This is a genomic window from Flavobacterium sp. KACC 22758, assembly GCF_028736135.1.
Lineage (GTDB): Bacteria > Bacteroidota > Bacteroidia > Flavobacteriales > Flavobacteriaceae > Flavobacterium > Flavobacterium johnsoniae.
Genome location: NZ_CP117878.1, coordinates 969,491 through 985,747, shown reverse-complemented (window position 1 = coordinate 985,747; position 16,257 = coordinate 969,491). Strand labels below are relative to the sequence as shown.

General features: G+C 32.8%; 11 protein-coding genes. 4 read left to right on the top strand and 7 right to left on the bottom strand.

Annotation, left to right across the window (positions count from 1 at the left end):
• The 4 genes from PQ462_RS04355 to PQ462_RS04340 form a co-directional block, all read right to left on the bottom strand.
• Positions 1 to 5,130: a T9SS type A sorting domain-containing protein gene (locus PQ462_RS04355; RefSeq protein ID WP_274252483.1), complete on the bottom strand. Its 5,130-nt coding sequence runs from the start codon at positions 5,128 to 5,130 to the stop codon at positions 1 to 3.
• 4 nt (positions 5,131 to 5,134) lie between these two features.
• Complete coding sequence (locus tag PQ462_RS04350; protein ID WP_274252482.1) at positions 5,135 to 7,123, bottom strand: fibronectin type III domain-containing protein; 1,989 nt, start codon at positions 7,121 to 7,123, stop codon at positions 5,135 to 5,137.
• Positions 7,124 to 7,533: 410 nt separating this feature from the next.
• Positions 7,534 to 7,839 carry a hypothetical protein gene (locus PQ462_RS04345; protein WP_121362154.1) on the bottom strand — a complete coding sequence of 102 codons (306 nt, stop codon included), beginning with the start codon at positions 7,837 to 7,839 and terminating at the stop codon, positions 7,534 to 7,536.
• A gap of 244 nt (positions 7,840 to 8,083) precedes the next feature.
• A complete protein-coding gene (locus tag PQ462_RS04340) occupies positions 8,084 to 8,797 on the bottom strand; it encodes a leucine-rich repeat domain-containing protein (RefSeq protein WP_274252481.1) in 714 nt (237 codons plus the stop codon).
• 184 nt (positions 8,798 to 8,981) lie between these two features.
• On the opposite strand from PQ462_RS04340, the gene PQ462_RS04335 reads away from it, so the two are divergent.
• Together PQ462_RS04335 and PQ462_RS04330 are read left to right on the top strand one after the other, a co-directional pair.
• Positions 8,982 to 9,470, top strand: a complete 489-nt coding sequence (locus PQ462_RS04335; protein ID WP_274252480.1) for a DUF1761 domain-containing protein — start codon at positions 8,982 to 8,984, stop codon at positions 9,468 to 9,470.
• Between the two features lie 118 nt (positions 9,471 to 9,588).
• The gene (locus PQ462_RS04330; RefSeq protein WP_274252479.1) at positions 9,589 to 10,734 is read left to right on the top strand and encodes a GNAT family N-acetyltransferase; all 1,146 of its coding nucleotides are present in this window, start codon (positions 9,589 to 9,591) and stop codon (positions 10,732 to 10,734) included.
• Positions 10,735 to 10,748: 14 nt separating this feature from the next.
• Here PQ462_RS04330 and PQ462_RS04325 read toward each other — a convergent pair whose 3' ends face one another.
• A complete protein-coding gene (locus PQ462_RS04325) occupies positions 10,749 to 11,618 on the bottom strand; it encodes a diacylglycerol/lipid kinase family protein (protein WP_012023938.1) in 870 nt (289 codons plus the stop codon).
• A 65-nt stretch (positions 11,619 to 11,683) separates the two neighbouring features.
• Here PQ462_RS04325 and PQ462_RS04320 point away from each other — a divergent pair, with 65 nt between their 5' ends.
• Positions 11,684 to 12,646 carry an App1 family protein gene (locus PQ462_RS04320; RefSeq protein ID WP_149208362.1) on the top strand — a complete coding sequence of 321 codons (963 nt, stop codon included), beginning with the start codon at positions 11,684 to 11,686 and terminating at the stop codon, positions 12,644 to 12,646.
• A 151-nt stretch (positions 12,647 to 12,797) separates the two neighbouring features.
• Here the strand turns inward: PQ462_RS04320 and PQ462_RS04315 are convergent, their stop codons facing one another.
• Complete coding sequence (locus PQ462_RS04315; protein ID WP_149208363.1) at positions 12,798 to 14,711, bottom strand: ABC-F family ATP-binding cassette domain-containing protein; 1,914 nt, start codon at positions 14,709 to 14,711, stop codon at positions 12,798 to 12,800.
• Positions 14,712 to 14,777: 66 nt separating this feature from the next.
• On the opposite strand from PQ462_RS04315, the gene PQ462_RS04310 reads away from it, so the two are divergent.
• The gene (locus PQ462_RS04310; protein WP_012023935.1) at positions 14,778 to 15,161 is read left to right on the top strand and encodes a DUF983 domain-containing protein; all 384 of its coding nucleotides are present in this window, start codon (positions 14,778 to 14,780) and stop codon (positions 15,159 to 15,161) included.
• On the opposite strand, the gene PQ462_RS04305 is transcribed toward PQ462_RS04310, so the two are convergent.
• The gene (locus PQ462_RS04305) at positions 15,142 to 16,215 is read right to left on the bottom strand and encodes an NAD(P)/FAD-dependent oxidoreductase (protein WP_274252478.1); all 1,074 of its coding nucleotides are present in this window, start codon (positions 16,213 to 16,215) and stop codon (positions 15,142 to 15,144) included. The genes PQ462_RS04310 and PQ462_RS04305 overlap by 20 nt on opposite strands.
• Between the last annotated feature and the right edge of the window lie 42 nt (positions 16,216 to 16,257).

The following is a 16,257-nucleotide window of genomic DNA, read 5'->3' as shown; positions in this document are numbered from 1 at the left end:
TTAATAGATGATAATTTTTTTAACCAATGTTTGCTGTCCCGTCTCTAATACTAAAACATAAATTCCAGATGATAATGAGGTATTAAAATCTACTTCATATTTTTTCTTTCCTGATTCCTGTTTTTGAATCATTGTATTCTGCCCTGCAGATGAGAAGAGTCTTAAGTTTATGGCACTATTATTTTCTAAATTCACAATTGCTTTAAAATTACCGTCACTTGGATTTGGCGTCACGATAAAATCCAGAACAAATTGTGATGTTGTTCCTGTATTTGGTAATGTTCCTCGCTTTTCAACTGTAATATTCTTGGTATATACCGCATAACATTCTCCCTGTGTCTGCTGTAAGCCAATTGAATATACTCCTGCAGCATCAAATTTTAATGTTATAAATTTTTCCTTCTGTTCTACAATTTTAACTCCTTTAGGAATTACCCAGTCTGTACTTTCTCCAAAAGGGTTACTGGTATTAACTAAAATTACTTCTTCGTCTAAATAGGCTTGAGAGCTCAATAAAAACTCTGCGCTGATTGCCATTTGACTTGTCTTGATTACAATTTCATCTTCACCAATACAACCCAAACCTGAAGTTACTTTTACACGATAAGTTCCGGCTTTTGACACGTTGATTTTTGCTTCATTTGAAGTAAATCCGTTTGTAGATGTCCAGCTGTATTGAGCTTTTGGATCAGCAATTGATGCATTTAAATCTAAACTTTGGTCAATACACAAAGTCCTGTCTGCCCCAATATTTACAATAACCGGTTGTGGATCTTTTAAAACAAATCTTTTCTTGTAAACACAACAATCAGGACAGGTAATTGTAACCTCATAATTTCCTGCGGTAAGATTATTTAAATCTTTGGTAACTGCTCCTGTATTCCACAAATAAGTATAAGACAGGTTACCTCCTGTAACATTGAGTTCGATAGATCCATCATTTCCTTGATAACAAATAGGATCTTTAACCGTTTCTGTAGTCAATATTCCGTTAGGATCACCCACGAAAATACTTCCCTGAACCACACATCCTTTATCATCTTTTACAATTACAAAATAATTATTTGTAGTGATATTTTCTATTTTTGATGTTGTTTCTCCGTTTGTCCATTCATACGTATAAGGCGGCGTTCCACCTGTTACGTGTGCTTCTACCCAGCCGTCATCACCAGTTGTACAACCAACATCAAACTTGGTAAAACTTAATTTTAATGGATCTGGCTGCGGAATATATTTTTCAGCATCTTTTTCTTCAACTAAAACATTATTAACGTAAGTTCCCAATTTAATTCCGTTGGCATCTTCAATATTCAACGCATAGGTTCCTTCTGAAAGATATTCTGCCGTATCTCCTGTGTTATTCCAAAGAGTCCATGAACCATCTTTTTGTTTTTTCTTCCAAGTATAATAATATGGTAATCTGTTATTTTTATTTGCAGGTAACTGAATTCCTCCTTTTACATTAGCTTTTAAAATTCCATCCTGCGATTCATCTCTTTGATTATCTAAAGGATTGGCATCTGTCTCATTTCCAAATTCATTACTTACATTACAAGAAATAGTGCGAATAACTTCAAAAGTAACTTCAAGCGGATCTGGATCGTCTAATTCTGTTACTAAATTTGCTACTGTGCAGCTTGTTTTATTTGTTGCAGCATTGTAATTAGCATCACGAACAGTCAGAGTATAAGTTTCTTCTCCAAGTCCGTTTAAGGAAATAGTATAAATATCATTTGCAAAACTGGTCGTTGTTGTAGTTTGTATTACTCCTTTACTATTTTTCCATTCAAACCAATAAGTATTATCTGCCGCAATAGTTCCACCTGTAACTTCTACTACAATTTTTCCATTTGTTGCTTTGTAAAAACTTGGGTTAACAACATCTTTATACTTTATAGCCAGCGGTTTTTTAGGTTCATTAATAAAAACCTCCGCATAAGCAGTACAGCCTCTTTTATCTGTAACAATTACCCAATAAGTTCCCGTTTTTAAAATGGTATTTTTATCCGATTCAAATTCATTAGACCATTTGTACGTATAATATCCGCTTCCTCCTTCTGCAGTTGCAGTTGCCCATCCGTCATTTCCTCCATTACAAAAAACATCTCCCTTTTCAATTTTTACTGATAATACTGGAGGCTGGTCCATAAACTGAATAGAATCTTTTGCAATCCAATTTCCATTTGTATAAGTACCTAAAATAACATCATTTCTATCTTTGACATTAAGAGCATAATTCCCATAAGAAAGGTTTGAGATAATTGAATCTTGTACACCTAAATCTTTCCAGGTTCCATCATCTTGCTGTTTCTTCCAATAAAAGTAATACGGAAGTCCTCCATTTTTATTTGATGCAAGCGGAGTTCCTCCCGTAACATGTGCTTTCAAAATTCCATCCTGCGATTCATCACGCTGTCCATCATTTGGAGTCGTATCTGTTTTATCTCCATATTCATTTCCTGCATTACAAGAAATAGTTTTAATGACTTCAAAAACAACTTTTAAAGGATCTGGCTGTGTCAGCTTTATTTCAGATTCTATTACAGAACAATTAGTTGTTTGACTTGTCGCCTGATTGTAATTTTTATCTTTTATTGTTAAAAAATAAGAATCTGCCGGTACATTGCTTAAAGTGATTGTATAAACTCCATTTACTACTTCGGCAGTTGGGTTTTGCACCACTCCAGCCGAATTTTTCCATTCGTAATCGTATAATCTTCCATCATTTAATGCAGGATCAAATGCCGTACCTCCTGTAATCTCGGCTACAATTTTTCCATTGCTTGCTCCTGCAAAAGTAGGAGTATCTATTGTAGGATAATTTATCTCAACTCGCCCTGAAGGCTGCGTAATTGTAATGCTATCTTTTATAATACAGCCTTTTGAATCTTCAATTTCAATGTAATATGTCCCTTCAATTAATTGAGATATTTTTTGTGTATCTGCTACTTTATTTCCTCTATTATACCATGAGTATTTATAATCTTTAATACCGTTTTTTTCAATAAGAGTTCCTCCAGTAACATTAACAACTGCCCATCCATTATTACCTTCATAACAAGATACATTTTCAGAATCAAACGATAACTCAAGTTTTGCAGGCTCTGAAATTTCTTCTACCTCAGGAATTTCTTTTATTATATCTGTAGTGTTGTATTCTCCCTGTTTTATACCATTAGCATCCTCAACATTTACAGCGTAAGTACCTTCTGGAAGATTTATTGCAACTGAATCTTTAACTTCACTCATCACCTCCCATGTACCATCTGCCAGTTTCTTCGACCAAGTATATATATAGGGTAAACCTCCATTTTTTGTTTTTTCGAATTGAATTCCTCCTCTAACAGCTGCTGTCAAAATTCCATCCGAAAATTTATCAGCATCTGTTTCTAGATTTTCTGTATTACATGAAATAGATTGTGTTTCTGTTAATGTAATTTTTATTTGTTTAGGCTGAGTTAAACTCTCTGATGCTTCAATAACAGAACAGCCTGTTTTATTAGAAGCCTTTCCATAATTTTTATCAGTAACAGTTAACTTGTATTCACCCTCAGGAATATTTTCTAATGTAATATTATAAGTTTTATCTGTTGAGTTATATTGACCTGTGGCAGTTAATATATCGCCTTTACTATTTTTCCATACAAAATCATATGAATTATCATCCTTTATTGTACCTCCAGATACTGATGCTGTTATTATACCGTTTTCTGCTCCATAAAAAGTTGGATTTTTCTTAAAAGTATAATTTAGAGCTAACGGTGATAAAGGTTCTGATATGGTTTCGGTCAAAACTTTTGTATTAGCACCCTGTTTTGCTATACAGCCTTTCTTGTCTTTAACTATTACGCTATAGGTTATTGAAGGTTTTACTATAGGAAACAAGCCTGTTAAAACTTCTTTTGTGCTTTTTACATCTGTAAAAGGAATCCAGGAATTACCATTGTCTAATGAATATTGGTAACCTTCTTTACTACCTCCGGATGCATTAATTGTTAATGTACCATCTTTACTTCCATAACAATTAACATTTGTTGCGGTCAAACTAAAATCTACAGGTGTGGGTGAAGTAACATCAAAAATATAAGGATGCTGTGGATCAATTGGAGGATTGGTGTTATTTCCGTTTATAGAACCAATAAAACTAAGTGCATATTTTCCAGCAGCAAAATCGCAGGGAAATTTATAGCTGTTAGTATTATCCAAAACAATATTTTCATCATCTTGTGATGAACAAAGAACTTCCATAGGAACTCCTTTTTCATCTAATTGCATAATAGAAAAAGTAAATTTTTCTTTATCAATCAAAGGTCTGTCAAACTTAACAACCAATTTACCATCTGCAGAATCAAAACAAGTGGTTTCAACAGAAGGAACTGAACTCATTAAAGGAGCCGATTGTCTAATGACATAGTTAACAGGAGTTGAATAAGTATTACATGCTTTTTGTCTAAAATAAATAGTCTGCCCATGATATTTTCCAGCATCAGCCAAAAGAGATTTAGCACTTATCGTAACTTTATCTGAACCATTAAGTGCTGCCGGAAAATCAATCCAATCATTAGGATTTGAAGTTGGATTGAAAGTATACTGCCAATTGTATTCAGATCGTGCAAACCCTGTATTAGAATATATTGTAATAGGTGTATCTGTTGGCAAAGCATTATCTGCAGCTTGAATAACTTTCAATTCAGGAATATTCTCAATTGTCAGCTGGTCTTCCCACCATCTAACAATATCATTATAAGACGTTAAACATGAAAAAGCTGCTGTACTCTCTTTTGCATCATCATTAAATGAACCGTTACCTCCACAGCCTCCCAGACTTCTTTTCCAGTTTCTTGAAGAAGTAACTCGAATTTTTGTTGGTATACTTGTAGCGGGTACATGAAGTGTATTGGTATAAAAAGTATAGCTGTTAGAAGGAATAGAGCTTAAATCCTGACTTATTATCTGTCTTGTAGCATCATTGTAAATTAAATTAACTCTAACATCATTTCTACAGCTCCCTCCATAACTTCCACCTCCTGGTTTAATATACAATTTCGCGATAACCGAATATGTACCAACAGTTTGTGAAAATCCAAATACTGAAATCAATAAAATAACTAATAAGTAAAATTTCTTCATAGGCTTAATATATAACGGTTAAAGTCTCTGCTTTTGCCGGACTATCACTCTCCAAATTTGGAATTAAATGATACTCATATTCCTGATTAATATTTAAATTTTTATCTTCCAATGTAAAAATATTGCCGTTTAATTCTCTCCATAAAGTCGGCGGAGTTCCTTTTACATTTTTATAAATACTTAGTCCTGTTACTTTGCTTTTATTTTTAGCATAATCCCAAGAAAGAACTATTTTTTTATTTTCCCTGTCTGCTGTTCCCTGTAGGAATGTAATTATTTTTACTGGTGTAAAATTTAATACACTGACTGTTACTGTAGAATGATCCAGCGATGACCAAAGATTACTTTTATCCTTAGCCAAAATTGCATATTGATAGGTTTTTCTATTCTCAACACGGTCATCTGTAAATTCCTGAATAGTATCGTTTATTTTCTTGATCTCCAGCCATTTTTCCTGACCTTTTTCCCTTCTTCTTAAACTATAACTTACCACATCTTCGCTATAGCTTCGTATCCATTTTAAATGCACTTTTCCATCTTTATTTTCATAATCTTTAAAAATAGGCGCTGCCGGCGGAATTTTATCTGGTTTATCCAAAACAAGAATATCAGAAGGATCAGAGATATTATAACGCATATCTTCGGCTGCAATTCTATAGTACACTTTGCTGTTAGTCATTTTTAAACTCACACTGTCTTTGTACTCTGTGCCAACGTAAGATTGATGATAAATATCGACAAACTCCTCTCCTGAATTATTTGCTTTTAAAATTCTATATCCTCGCAAATCTTTTTCGGTATTAGGTTTCCATTTTAATCGAACCGTTCCAAGACTATCAATGACTCCTTCCAGTCCAATAGGTTTAGCAGGCGGGATAGAATCTACAGGCTGCACTAGCATACTTTGAGAAGTTAATCTCTGATTATTTTTCCCAACGACAGAAATTGTAAAATAGTTAGACGGATATAAGTTATCTTTAAAGTTGAGTTTTCTTTCAGCAGGCGGAATAATTTTAGAAACAACCTTATAAGGTCCTTTATCATTATTTGCTAAATTTATTTCATAACCCTGAATAAAACCTTCTGACTCTTTTGGATAATCCCATTCCAGATTAACTTCGTTTGAATTTATAATGTTATAATCTACTAATCTGGCTGGAGTAACTATCGCTGCAACTCCTGTTACTGTAATTGGTTTTGTCAGTTCTCCTTTTTCTCCAAATGAAGTGATTCCGTATAAACGATAATGATAAACTTTATCATTTACGCTAAGTGTATCAACATAATACATATTTTTAGATGGATGATCATCTTTATCGTTTAAATTAACAAGTGCTGTATTTGATATTGGACTAAAATTTATTCCATCTGAAGATTTCTCGACCATGAATGAAGTATAAATTCTTTTAAAGGTTTCATAATCCCATGAAAGCAATACTTTTTTATCATCAGGAACAGCAATAAAATCAGTTGGAGCAGGAAGAACACTATAATCTTTTAAACCTATCATATAAGAAGACTCTTTAACCTGCGGACTTTCAAAAACGGTTACCTGATAAGCATATACTTCATTCTTTTTTACGTTTGTATCTACATATCCCCAGCCAGCTTTTATTGCGCCTTCAAAACTCATATCTGCAGCATACAAAGCAAATGTATATCGCTGATTCAATTCGTCTGCCATGTTTACTATTTTTGCCAAATCGCCTTCTTTAGCAGAAGTTACTTCAAAACTTTCTCCGTAAATAGATTGTGCAATAATCGCCGCATTGTTATCTTTTTGAACAACATCCATCCAGGAATCTAAAGGTTCCGGGGTTAACGGTTTTGGGGTAAGAAGTGTTTTTTCTGGCTTAGACAAGACATTACCATCTCTTAAAACTGTACTTCTGGTAATTATAAATCCTTTTTTATTTGCTTTCTGCCATTCGGCTGGAGAATTAACAGCCCAGCGAATTAAGATTTTATCTTTTTGTGCTCTGGCATTAACCATAACAGCAGCGCGTTTAGTCTGCGAATATGATATTGATATAAATAATAAAAAGAAAAAAAGAAACTTATTTAGGGACATTTAGGATGTAATTATTTCCATGTTAAAAAAAGCAAAAATAATATTTTATATAAATTAATAAAGATAATTCACACAATAAAAAAAAAAATTGCCAGACCATAAGCAACAAGGATTCAGCTATTTTCTACAGGTAAGAAAATTCATTTATATAACAATAAAAAATAAGAAAAATCAAACAATTTAAGAGTGAAAAAAAATTAAAAATTGATCCTAATTTTATTACAATAACCATATTTAACAAAAAACTGAAAATACTTCTCAAAATTAAAATGCAGACACAAAAAAACCGTCCTTAACAAGAACGGTCATCTTAAATATTTTTAGATTTTCAGCTACGCTCTAAACAAAGCATATTTATTGTAGTTAAATAAAACCTTATCATAAGGAACATAAAGAGAAACAATTTTCTCTGATGATTCGTCAAATTTTATTCCGTTATGTTTTCTAAATAAATAAATTTCTTTTAAACAGTTTGAAAGACTTTGGTGAATTTCACTTGTAAACGTTGGCAGTTTTTTATCTCCAACCAATAAATCAATTTGATAATTAGAACTGCTTTTTGAAAGGTTGTTTCCAATAATTCTTAGTGTAAATGTTGTTGCCTTTCCGTATTGTTCACCCTGATATTGTAGTGTCATAATTTTAGAGTAAAAGGTTAATATTTTGTTCTCAGCTTAATTTAGAATTGAATCTAATTTTAAAGTTATAAAAAAAATTGACTGCTTTAAAACTAAAGTCAAATTTATTGATGCAAAGTTAAAATATATTTTAAAGTCCGGATAAATTAAAAATAAAAAAGCCGTATTTCTACGGCTTTTTCGCAATTAACTAAATATATTTAATCAACTTGTTTCAACGAGTAAAATTCATTCATAAGCACGATTAATTTATGGTAATATTTTCATTTTTTCTTTCTTCGTTTATATCCAGCAAAAATGGATTTCCATTCTCGTCAAACATTGTCATATTCAAAGAATCCAGCACAGTTAAACTTCTTGAGACCGAACCTTTGAATTTATTGTAAGAAAGATTCAATTCAGACAAGTTAGATAACTTTTCTAATTCTTTTGGAATCTCTCCTTCAAAATTATTGTTGAATAAACTCAGGTTTTGTAAAACACTTAAATTCATAATATCAGAACTTAAATTACCCGAAAATTTATTACTGTTTAAAAGAAGTACTTTTAAAGTTGCAATTTTATAAAGCGAATCAGGCAGTATTCCTTCAATTTCATTATCAGACAAACACAGAATTTGCAATTGATTCAACTTCCCTATTTCGGCTGATAGTTCTCCCTTTAAATTGTTTTTATGCAAATCTATAGTTACCAAATTTACCAGATCAAAAAACTCAGCAGGCAGTTTTCCCTGCAGATTATTATTGGATAAATTTAGAGCTGTGACTTTTCCATTTTCAGTATGAACTCCATACCATGTTGAAACTGGCAACGATAAATCCCATTTAATTTTCCACTGCAAACCATTAGTCGCGTGATATAATTTTATCAGCACCTCTTTCTCTTTATCTGAAACAGTATCTGCAAAAGTATTAAGAGAAAAAACAAATGCTAAAAAAAGTGTTGCAAAGCTTTTCATAACTAGACTTGGGGACTATGTTTTTCTTGCATCAAAATTAGATAATTACAAGATATAAAGCATCGCATGTCAATAAAGTGTTGATAAATAAAAAATACATACGATTTTTCCTTCTTTTAAAATATCATCTTTGTTCTTCTTTTTTGATTAATTTTGAAACAACTAATTATAAAAACCTAATATCATGGAATTTAACTTTTACGCATTACTAACCGCTGCGGTTGTAACTTTACTTGTTGGTTTTGCCTGGTATCATCCAAAAGTTTTTGGATCAATCTGGATGAGAGAAAGTAACCTTACCGAAGAAGATCTTAAAAAAGGAAGCATGCTCAAAATTTTTGGGCTTACTTACATTTTCTCACTCATGATTACAATGACTTTAATGTCACTTACCATTCATCAGTCTGGAGCAATAGGCATGGTTGGAGGTCCGCCTTTAATTGCTAATGCAAAACCTTCTTTTGCTGCTTTCATGGCCGATTACGGAACGGCTTACCGCACTTTTAAACACGGTGCTTTGCATGGTTTTATTTCAGGTTTATTTTTCGCTTTACCAATTATTGGAATCAACGGTTTGTTTGAAAGAAAATCATGGAAATACATTTTCATTCATGCCGGATACTGGATAGTTACGCTTACTTTAATGGGCGGTATTATCTGCGGATTTGCATAATTTACAAATATATAAACCCGTTTGAAACCAAAACTCAAACGGGTTTTTCTTAATAATAACTTAAAGAAAGTCAGTTATTATAAATATTATCTAATTTTGAAAAAATTAGCGCACACTTTTGAATACAACTTATTCTTTTCAAATCTACAACAGCACATCTTCACTGCCTGCAGAATGGAATTTGCTGGCCTCAGACAACATTTTTTTAACACGTGAATATCTGGAAGTACTCGAAAATTCTTGTCCGGTAAATATGATCTGCCATTTTATTGGAATTTTTGAAGAAACAAAACTCATTGGAATTGTTTTAACCCAATTTTTATTTGCCGAAAAACTAGAGTCTTTTGGAGAACGTGATCAATGCTTAAAAACTTCTGTCCGTAATTTTGCTCTTAAAAATTTTGCTTCACATGTTTTATTCATAGGAAACAATATGCTTACTGGTCAAAATGCTTTCATTTTTGATAAAAATATAAAAGAATCAAAAGCTGTCAAAACGCTTCATAAAGCCATTAATCAACTCAAAAAAGATTTAAAAGCAAGTGGCAAAAAAGTTCACATAACCAGTATTAAAGATTTTACCGCCAAAGAAATCGAACCGCTGCAAGCTGAATTCAAGAACAATTATACGTTTTCGACACAGCCTAATATGATTTTTGAGATCAATGAAAACTGGAAGTCAGAACAGGATTACATTGCTGCACTTTCAAAAAAATATCGTGATCAGTATAAACGCGCCCGCAAAAAATCTGAGGGAATTGAAAAACAGCAGATGTCATTGGCCGATATTAGAAAATATGAAGATGTTATTTACGACTTGTATTTTCATGTGGCTAAAAATGCACCTTTCAACACCTTTTTTCTGGCAAGAAATCATTTTAGTTTTTTTAAAGAAATAATGAAAGAAGATTTCTTATTGTATGGTTATTTTTTGGATGAAAAACTAATTGGTTTTAATACTTTGATAAAAAACGGAGAGATCATGGACACTTATTTCTTAGGCTATGACGAAAGTATCCAACGCGAAAAAATGCTGTATTTAAACATGCTGTACGACATGATTGCGTATTCTATTAAAAAAGGTTTTAAAGAAATTGTTTTTGCCAGAACAGCGCTTGAAATTAAAAGTTCTGTTGGTGCAAAACCAGTAAAAATGTACGGTTTAATAACGCACAGCAACGCACTGATCAATCATAACATTGCCAGATTTTTTAATTACCTTGAGCCTAAAACAGAATGGCAGGAACGTAATCCGTTTAAATAAAGATATTTAATTGATTACGGAACCGCCAATTTCATCTGCTTATGCAAAATATGAATTTCTAATGATTTCTGCGCGCCGCAATATTCACCGTCAATTTGAAAATGAACCGGATAATCTGTTTTTATTTCTGCCCTATCTGTAGAAATAATCACAATATCGTCTGAATCAATAGGCATATTTCCGGTTATAATTTTTCCAATTAAAAGCAAATCCAGACTTTTCAAAATTACCAATTCAAACTTTCCGTCATTCATTGCTCCATTTGGATTAATGATTACGCCTGTTCCGTATTTTTGCGAATTGGCAATTACAATCATTCTTGCAACGTGTTCGACAGTTTTATTGTTTGCGGTAATAGAAGCTACAAACGGTTCTTCAGATTCGGTTAAGGTTGTAAAGGCCTGTAAAGCGTAGCCCCAAAAACCACGTACATCACTCTGCTCGTAGTTTTTTACCAGATTAGCGTTCAATCCTAGATCACTTAAATGGATGCTTTTTTTACCATTAATACAAATCATATCCATCTCGATATAATGGTTTAGAAAAGCTATTTTTAGGTTCTCTTCGATTCCGGCAGGCAGATTCAGATCTACCGAAAGTCCGTTTGCCGAACCAGCCGGCAGAATCCCAATAATTACATCGTGGTCTTCCATGGCTTCGGCTGCCATTTTTATAGTTCCGTCACCGCCCGCAACAATAATTCGTTCCGGCTGATATTGCTTATAAAGGGCCTGTATTTCTCTCTGATCATTTTTGCCGGTCGTTTCATAAACTTCCAGATTAAAGTGATTTGTAGCTGCAAATTCCTGAACCGCCTCGATTAAATCTGATTTATCAAGATCGCCCGAAATAGGATTTACAACAAATATGATATTCTTTTTCAACTCTTTTATTTTTAAAAACCAATTAAAATAATTAATTTACAGTATTATATAAAAGTACGCAATTAATGAAACCAATTTTACAATTATATCGAGGTTATGCCAATGAAGAAGAATTAATTGTGATGGGGCATGTTTTTAAAAGAACGTATAACTATGATTTTCAGAAGAAAAACCTAAAAAATGCACGTTCAATAATTAATCAGTTTAGGATAAAAACAATTGAAAATTTTGATGTTTATCTTAAATGCAACAATCAGGAAATCCATACTAAAACGCTGGATGACGGTTATTTTAAGTTCTGTATTCCGCTAGAAAAAGAAACTCATTTTGGATGGATGGAATATCAGGTCAGTATAAAATACGAAGGCAAAACCATTACCTGTAATGCTAATTTTATACGCCCGCATAAAGGAAATCTTGGAATTATCTCTGATATTGATGATACTTTTTTGATTTCGCATACGCGGAATATTTTCAGGAAAATGTACATTTTACTTTTCAAAAATGTAAACGACCGAAAAGTTTTTAAAGATGTTGTACAACATTATCAGGCTTTGAGTTCGGCAGGAAGAAATAATATGGGCGAAGAAAATGCTTTTTTTTATGTTTCGAGCAGTGAGTGGAATTTGTACCGATTTATTGCAAAATTTACCAAAATACACAAACTTCCTAGAGCCGTTATTTTACTAAAAGACATTAAAAGAGGAATTACTGATTTCTTTATGAGCGGACGCGGTAATCACGATCATAAGTTTGACAAAATAAAACATGTTTTAGAGTTTTATCCCAACTTAAAATATGTTTTACTTGGAGACGATTCCCAGCATGATCCTGTTTTATATGAAAGAATCTGCAAAATATTTCCAGTAACCGTGATCGCAGTTTACATAAGACAAACCGGAAAAACCCAAAAAAAGGCAGTCAAAAAAATCATGAAGAATTTAGAATCGCTGGATGTCTCCGTCTGTTATTTTAAAGAAAGCAGTGAGGCGATTGCACATTCTAGGTCTATTGGGGTCATTAAATAGCTTTGTTGAGAATACAGCATACTGATCAAACTGGTTTGAACAGATTTTTTATTTTTTTGACGTAAAAAAAACCTTTGTCAAAATTTAAAACTTTAACAAAGGTCTATATCTGTTTAACTTGCTGAAAACTGTGACTGCGACTGAAAACTAATTAAGCATTAAAGCTATCAATCTCCTCCTGAACAATTTCCCAGTCTATAAGCAATTGTTCCAGGTCTTCTTTCTTTTTGTTGTAAGCCGTAAAGAACGATGCATCTTCGATGTGTTTATCGTAATTCGTTTCGAGCATTTTATCGTCGTGCTGAATGTCTTTTTCTAACTGCTGAATCTGACTTTCAATTTTGCTTAATCGGTTTTGAAGTGCTTTTCCTTTTTTCTGATCTTCGTAAGATGCTTTTGTGGTTTCTTTAGGCGCTGTTGTTTTCACAACATCTTTTTTCTCCACTTCACGCATGTTTTCGAGATTACGCTGTTCTAAGAAGAAATTAATATCGCCCAGATATTCTTTGATCTTCTGATCTTTAAATTCGTAAACAATATTCGACATTCCTTGTAGAAAATCTCTATCGTGAGAAACTAATAATAATGTACCTCCAAATTTTTGAAGTGCCGCTTTTAAAACGTTTTTAGATTTAATATCTAAGTGGTTCGTAGGCTCATCCATCAACAGTACGTTAATTGGCTGCAATAACAATTTACAAAGTGCCAAACGGTTGCGCTCTCCTCCAGAAAGTACTTTTACTTTTTTCTCTACATCATCTCCACGGAACAAAAATGACCCCAGCATATCACGCACTTTCATACGATTTGTATCGGTTGCTGCATCTTCCATAGTTTGAAGCAATGTAATTTCACCATCCAGATATTCTGCTTGATTTTGAGCAAAATATCCTAATTGTACATTGTGTCCTAATTTAATAGTTCCTTCGTATTCAAATTCGTTAACCAAAGCTTTAATGAAAGTCGATTTTCCTTGACCGTTTTGTCCAACGAATGCAATTTTACTTCCTCTTTCAACCAATAAGCTTATATCTTTTAGAATCGTTTTGTCACCATAAGCTTTTGTAACATGTTCTGCTTCGATTACAACTTTTCCAGGTTCTTTTGAAACCGGGAAAGAAATATTCATTACAGAATTGTCATCTTCATCAACTTCTATTCTTTCTACTTTATCTAACTTTTTAATCAACGATTGCGCCATTGAAGCCTTTGAAGCTTTTGCACGGAACTTCTCGATTAATTTTTCTGTCTCTTCAATTTTTTTCTGCTGATTCTTTTGAGTCGCTAATTGTTTTTCGCGTATTTCATGACGCAATTCTAAATACTGCGAATATGGTTTATTAAAATCGTATGCTTTTCCTAAAGAAATTTCGATTGTTCTGTTGGTAACATTATCCAAAAACATTTTATCGTGCGATACAATTACCACAACTCCCGGATAATTGCGAAGGAAATTCTCTAACCAAATAATACTTTCAATATCTAAGTGGTTGGTAGGCTCATCCAGAAGCAATACATCATTTGACTGCAATAATAATTTTGCCAATTCGATACGCATTCTCCATCCTCCGGAAAATGTTTCAGTTTGATTATTAAAGACTTCTCTTTTAAAACCAAGACCTAAAAGAATTTTTTCTGTATCTCCAACATAATTATAACCGCCAAGAAGTTCAAAACGATGTGTGTAATCAGATAAATCTTCAATAATCTGACTGTATTCTTCACTTTCATAATCAGTTCTTGTAACTAATTGATGATTGATTTGTTCCAGTTTTTTTTCTACAACCTTAATCTCTGTAAAAGCTTCATACGCTTCTTCCAATACAGTCCTTCCTTGTTCAAAATCGATATCCTGGCGTAAAAATCCCATTCTGATATCTTTCTCTTGTGAGATAACACCTGAATCTGGCGCAAAATCTCCTGCCAGCATTTTAAGCATTGTAGATTTACCAGCTCCGTTTTTACCAACAAGACCAACTCGGTCTCCGGCTCCTAAACGAAAAGTAACTTCTTCAAATAAATATGTTCCTCCAAAAGAAACGGAAAGATTGTGTATATTAAGCATAATTTATAACTATTGTTATCAGCAGTAAAGGTTGAAAAATCGTACCTTTGTTTAAATTTTTTGCAAATGTTAAAAAAAGGATCCAAACTAAATAGTATTTTAACAGGAAGTTGTCCTAAATGTCAAAAAGAGAGCATGTATTCGGACAAAAATCCGCTTCACTTGACTAATGTTCTAAAAATGAATGAGAATTGCAGTCATTGCGGTTTAAAATATCAAATTGAACCTTCGTTCTTTTATGGTGCAATGTATGTAAGTTATGGTTTAAATGTTGCAGTTGGAATTGCAGCATTTATTGTCTCATTTGTTTTCTTCGGAGCAAGTATAGAACAATCTTTTATTGCAATTGTAATTACTTTGATTCTATTATTTCCGTTTGTTTTAAGACTGTCGAGAAATTTATATATCAATATGTTTATTTCATACGATCCTAAGGCCGGTCAGGAATAAGAGATTTCAAATATCTTTTATGGAAGCGTTTTATATCTGCTTCACGGTCTATTGGAGTTCCGTTTTCAATATTCTCATATAACATTTTTGCCAGTGCCGGCCCCAGCATTACACCGCGTGTTCCTAATCCGTTAAGAAGATGAATAGATTTGTATGCCTCATGAGTTCCTATTATAGGTCTTCTGTCGGCAACTGTTGGTCTTACTCCGGCAAAGTGTTTTATGATCTCAAAATCGCAGGTAATAATTTCTTTAATACGATCTATAAGCTCTTGTTTTCCTTCTTCAGTTGGGAGATCAGTTTTATCATGCCAATTGTAGGTTGCACCAACTTTGTATAAATTACCTCCAACAGGCAGAATAAAAACACTTGTGTTAACAATAACATCTAGTTTTAAACCAGATGCTTTTATTAAAAACAACTCACCTTTTGTTCCATCCAAAGGCAGGTAATTAAAATAAGGGTTTTTATGCAGCCCAAAACCTTCAGCAAATATAATATGACGGGCTTTGATACTTTTGTACTGAATTCCTGAATCAAGAATTTCCAGAAAAGAGCTGTGAAAAGATTCTTCAAGGAGTAAATCATTCTTTTTTAGATACTCTCTGTAACTTTCTAATAATTGCCCGGTTTTTACATAACCAGTATGCAGAACTTCTCCATAATCATGAGGGGAGTCAATACCCTGGTATTTTTTAGTAATAAGTTTTGTAGATAAAAAGGGAGCCAGGTTAATTTTATCTGAAGCAGCAAACCAATTATTCTGCTCTTCAATTGAGAAAAACTTTCGAAGAATTGGCATTTTAAAATTGAATTTTTCCTGCAGCTTTCCTTCAACTTGTTCATAGAATTCATTCATTAAAACCAAATGCTCTTTTGCATTCCAGACTTCACTAAAACGTTTTAAGATAACCGGATTGTACAAGCCTCCTGCAATTCTCGAAGAATTTTGGGATTTGTTATCAACAACTAAAATAGATTTATTGTTTTTAAGGGCGATTTCAGCAAAGGAAATTCCGGCTAATCCAGATCCGACGATTAAATAATCAAGCATTGGTAATATAGATAAAATAAAAAAAACTCTTACTGCAAAGGT

Coding starts and splice junctions, on each gene's coding strand:
- PQ462_RS04350 (WP_274252482.1), bottom strand. CDS start 7,123: ATGGTTAATGCCAGAGCACAAAAAGATAAAATCTTAATTCGCTGGGCT.
- PQ462_RS04340 (WP_274252481.1), bottom strand. CDS start 8,797: ATGAAAAGCTTTGCAACACTTTTTTTAGCATTTGTTTTTTCTCTTAAT.
- PQ462_RS04310 (WP_012023935.1), top strand. CDS start 14,778: ATGTTAAAAAAAGGATCCAAACTAAATAGTATTTTAACAGGAAGTTGT.
- PQ462_RS04355 (WP_274252483.1), bottom strand. CDS start 5,130: ATGAAGAAATTTTACTTATTAGTTATTTTATTGATTTCAGTATTTGGA.
- PQ462_RS04345 (WP_121362154.1), bottom strand. CDS start 7,839: ATGACACTACAATATCAGGGTGAACAATACGGAAAGGCAACAACATTT.
- PQ462_RS04315 (WP_149208363.1), bottom strand. CDS start 14,711: ATGCTTAATATACACAATCTTTCCGTTTCTTTTGGAGGAACATATTTA.
- PQ462_RS04320 (WP_149208362.1), top strand. CDS start 11,684: ATGAAACCAATTTTACAATTATATCGAGGTTATGCCAATGAAGAAGAA.
- PQ462_RS04305 (WP_274252478.1), bottom strand. CDS start 16,215: ATGCTTGATTATTTAATCGTCGGATCTGGATTAGCCGGAATTTCCTTT.
- PQ462_RS04335 (WP_274252480.1), top strand. CDS start 8,982: ATGGAATTTAACTTTTACGCATTACTAACCGCTGCGGTTGTAACTTTA.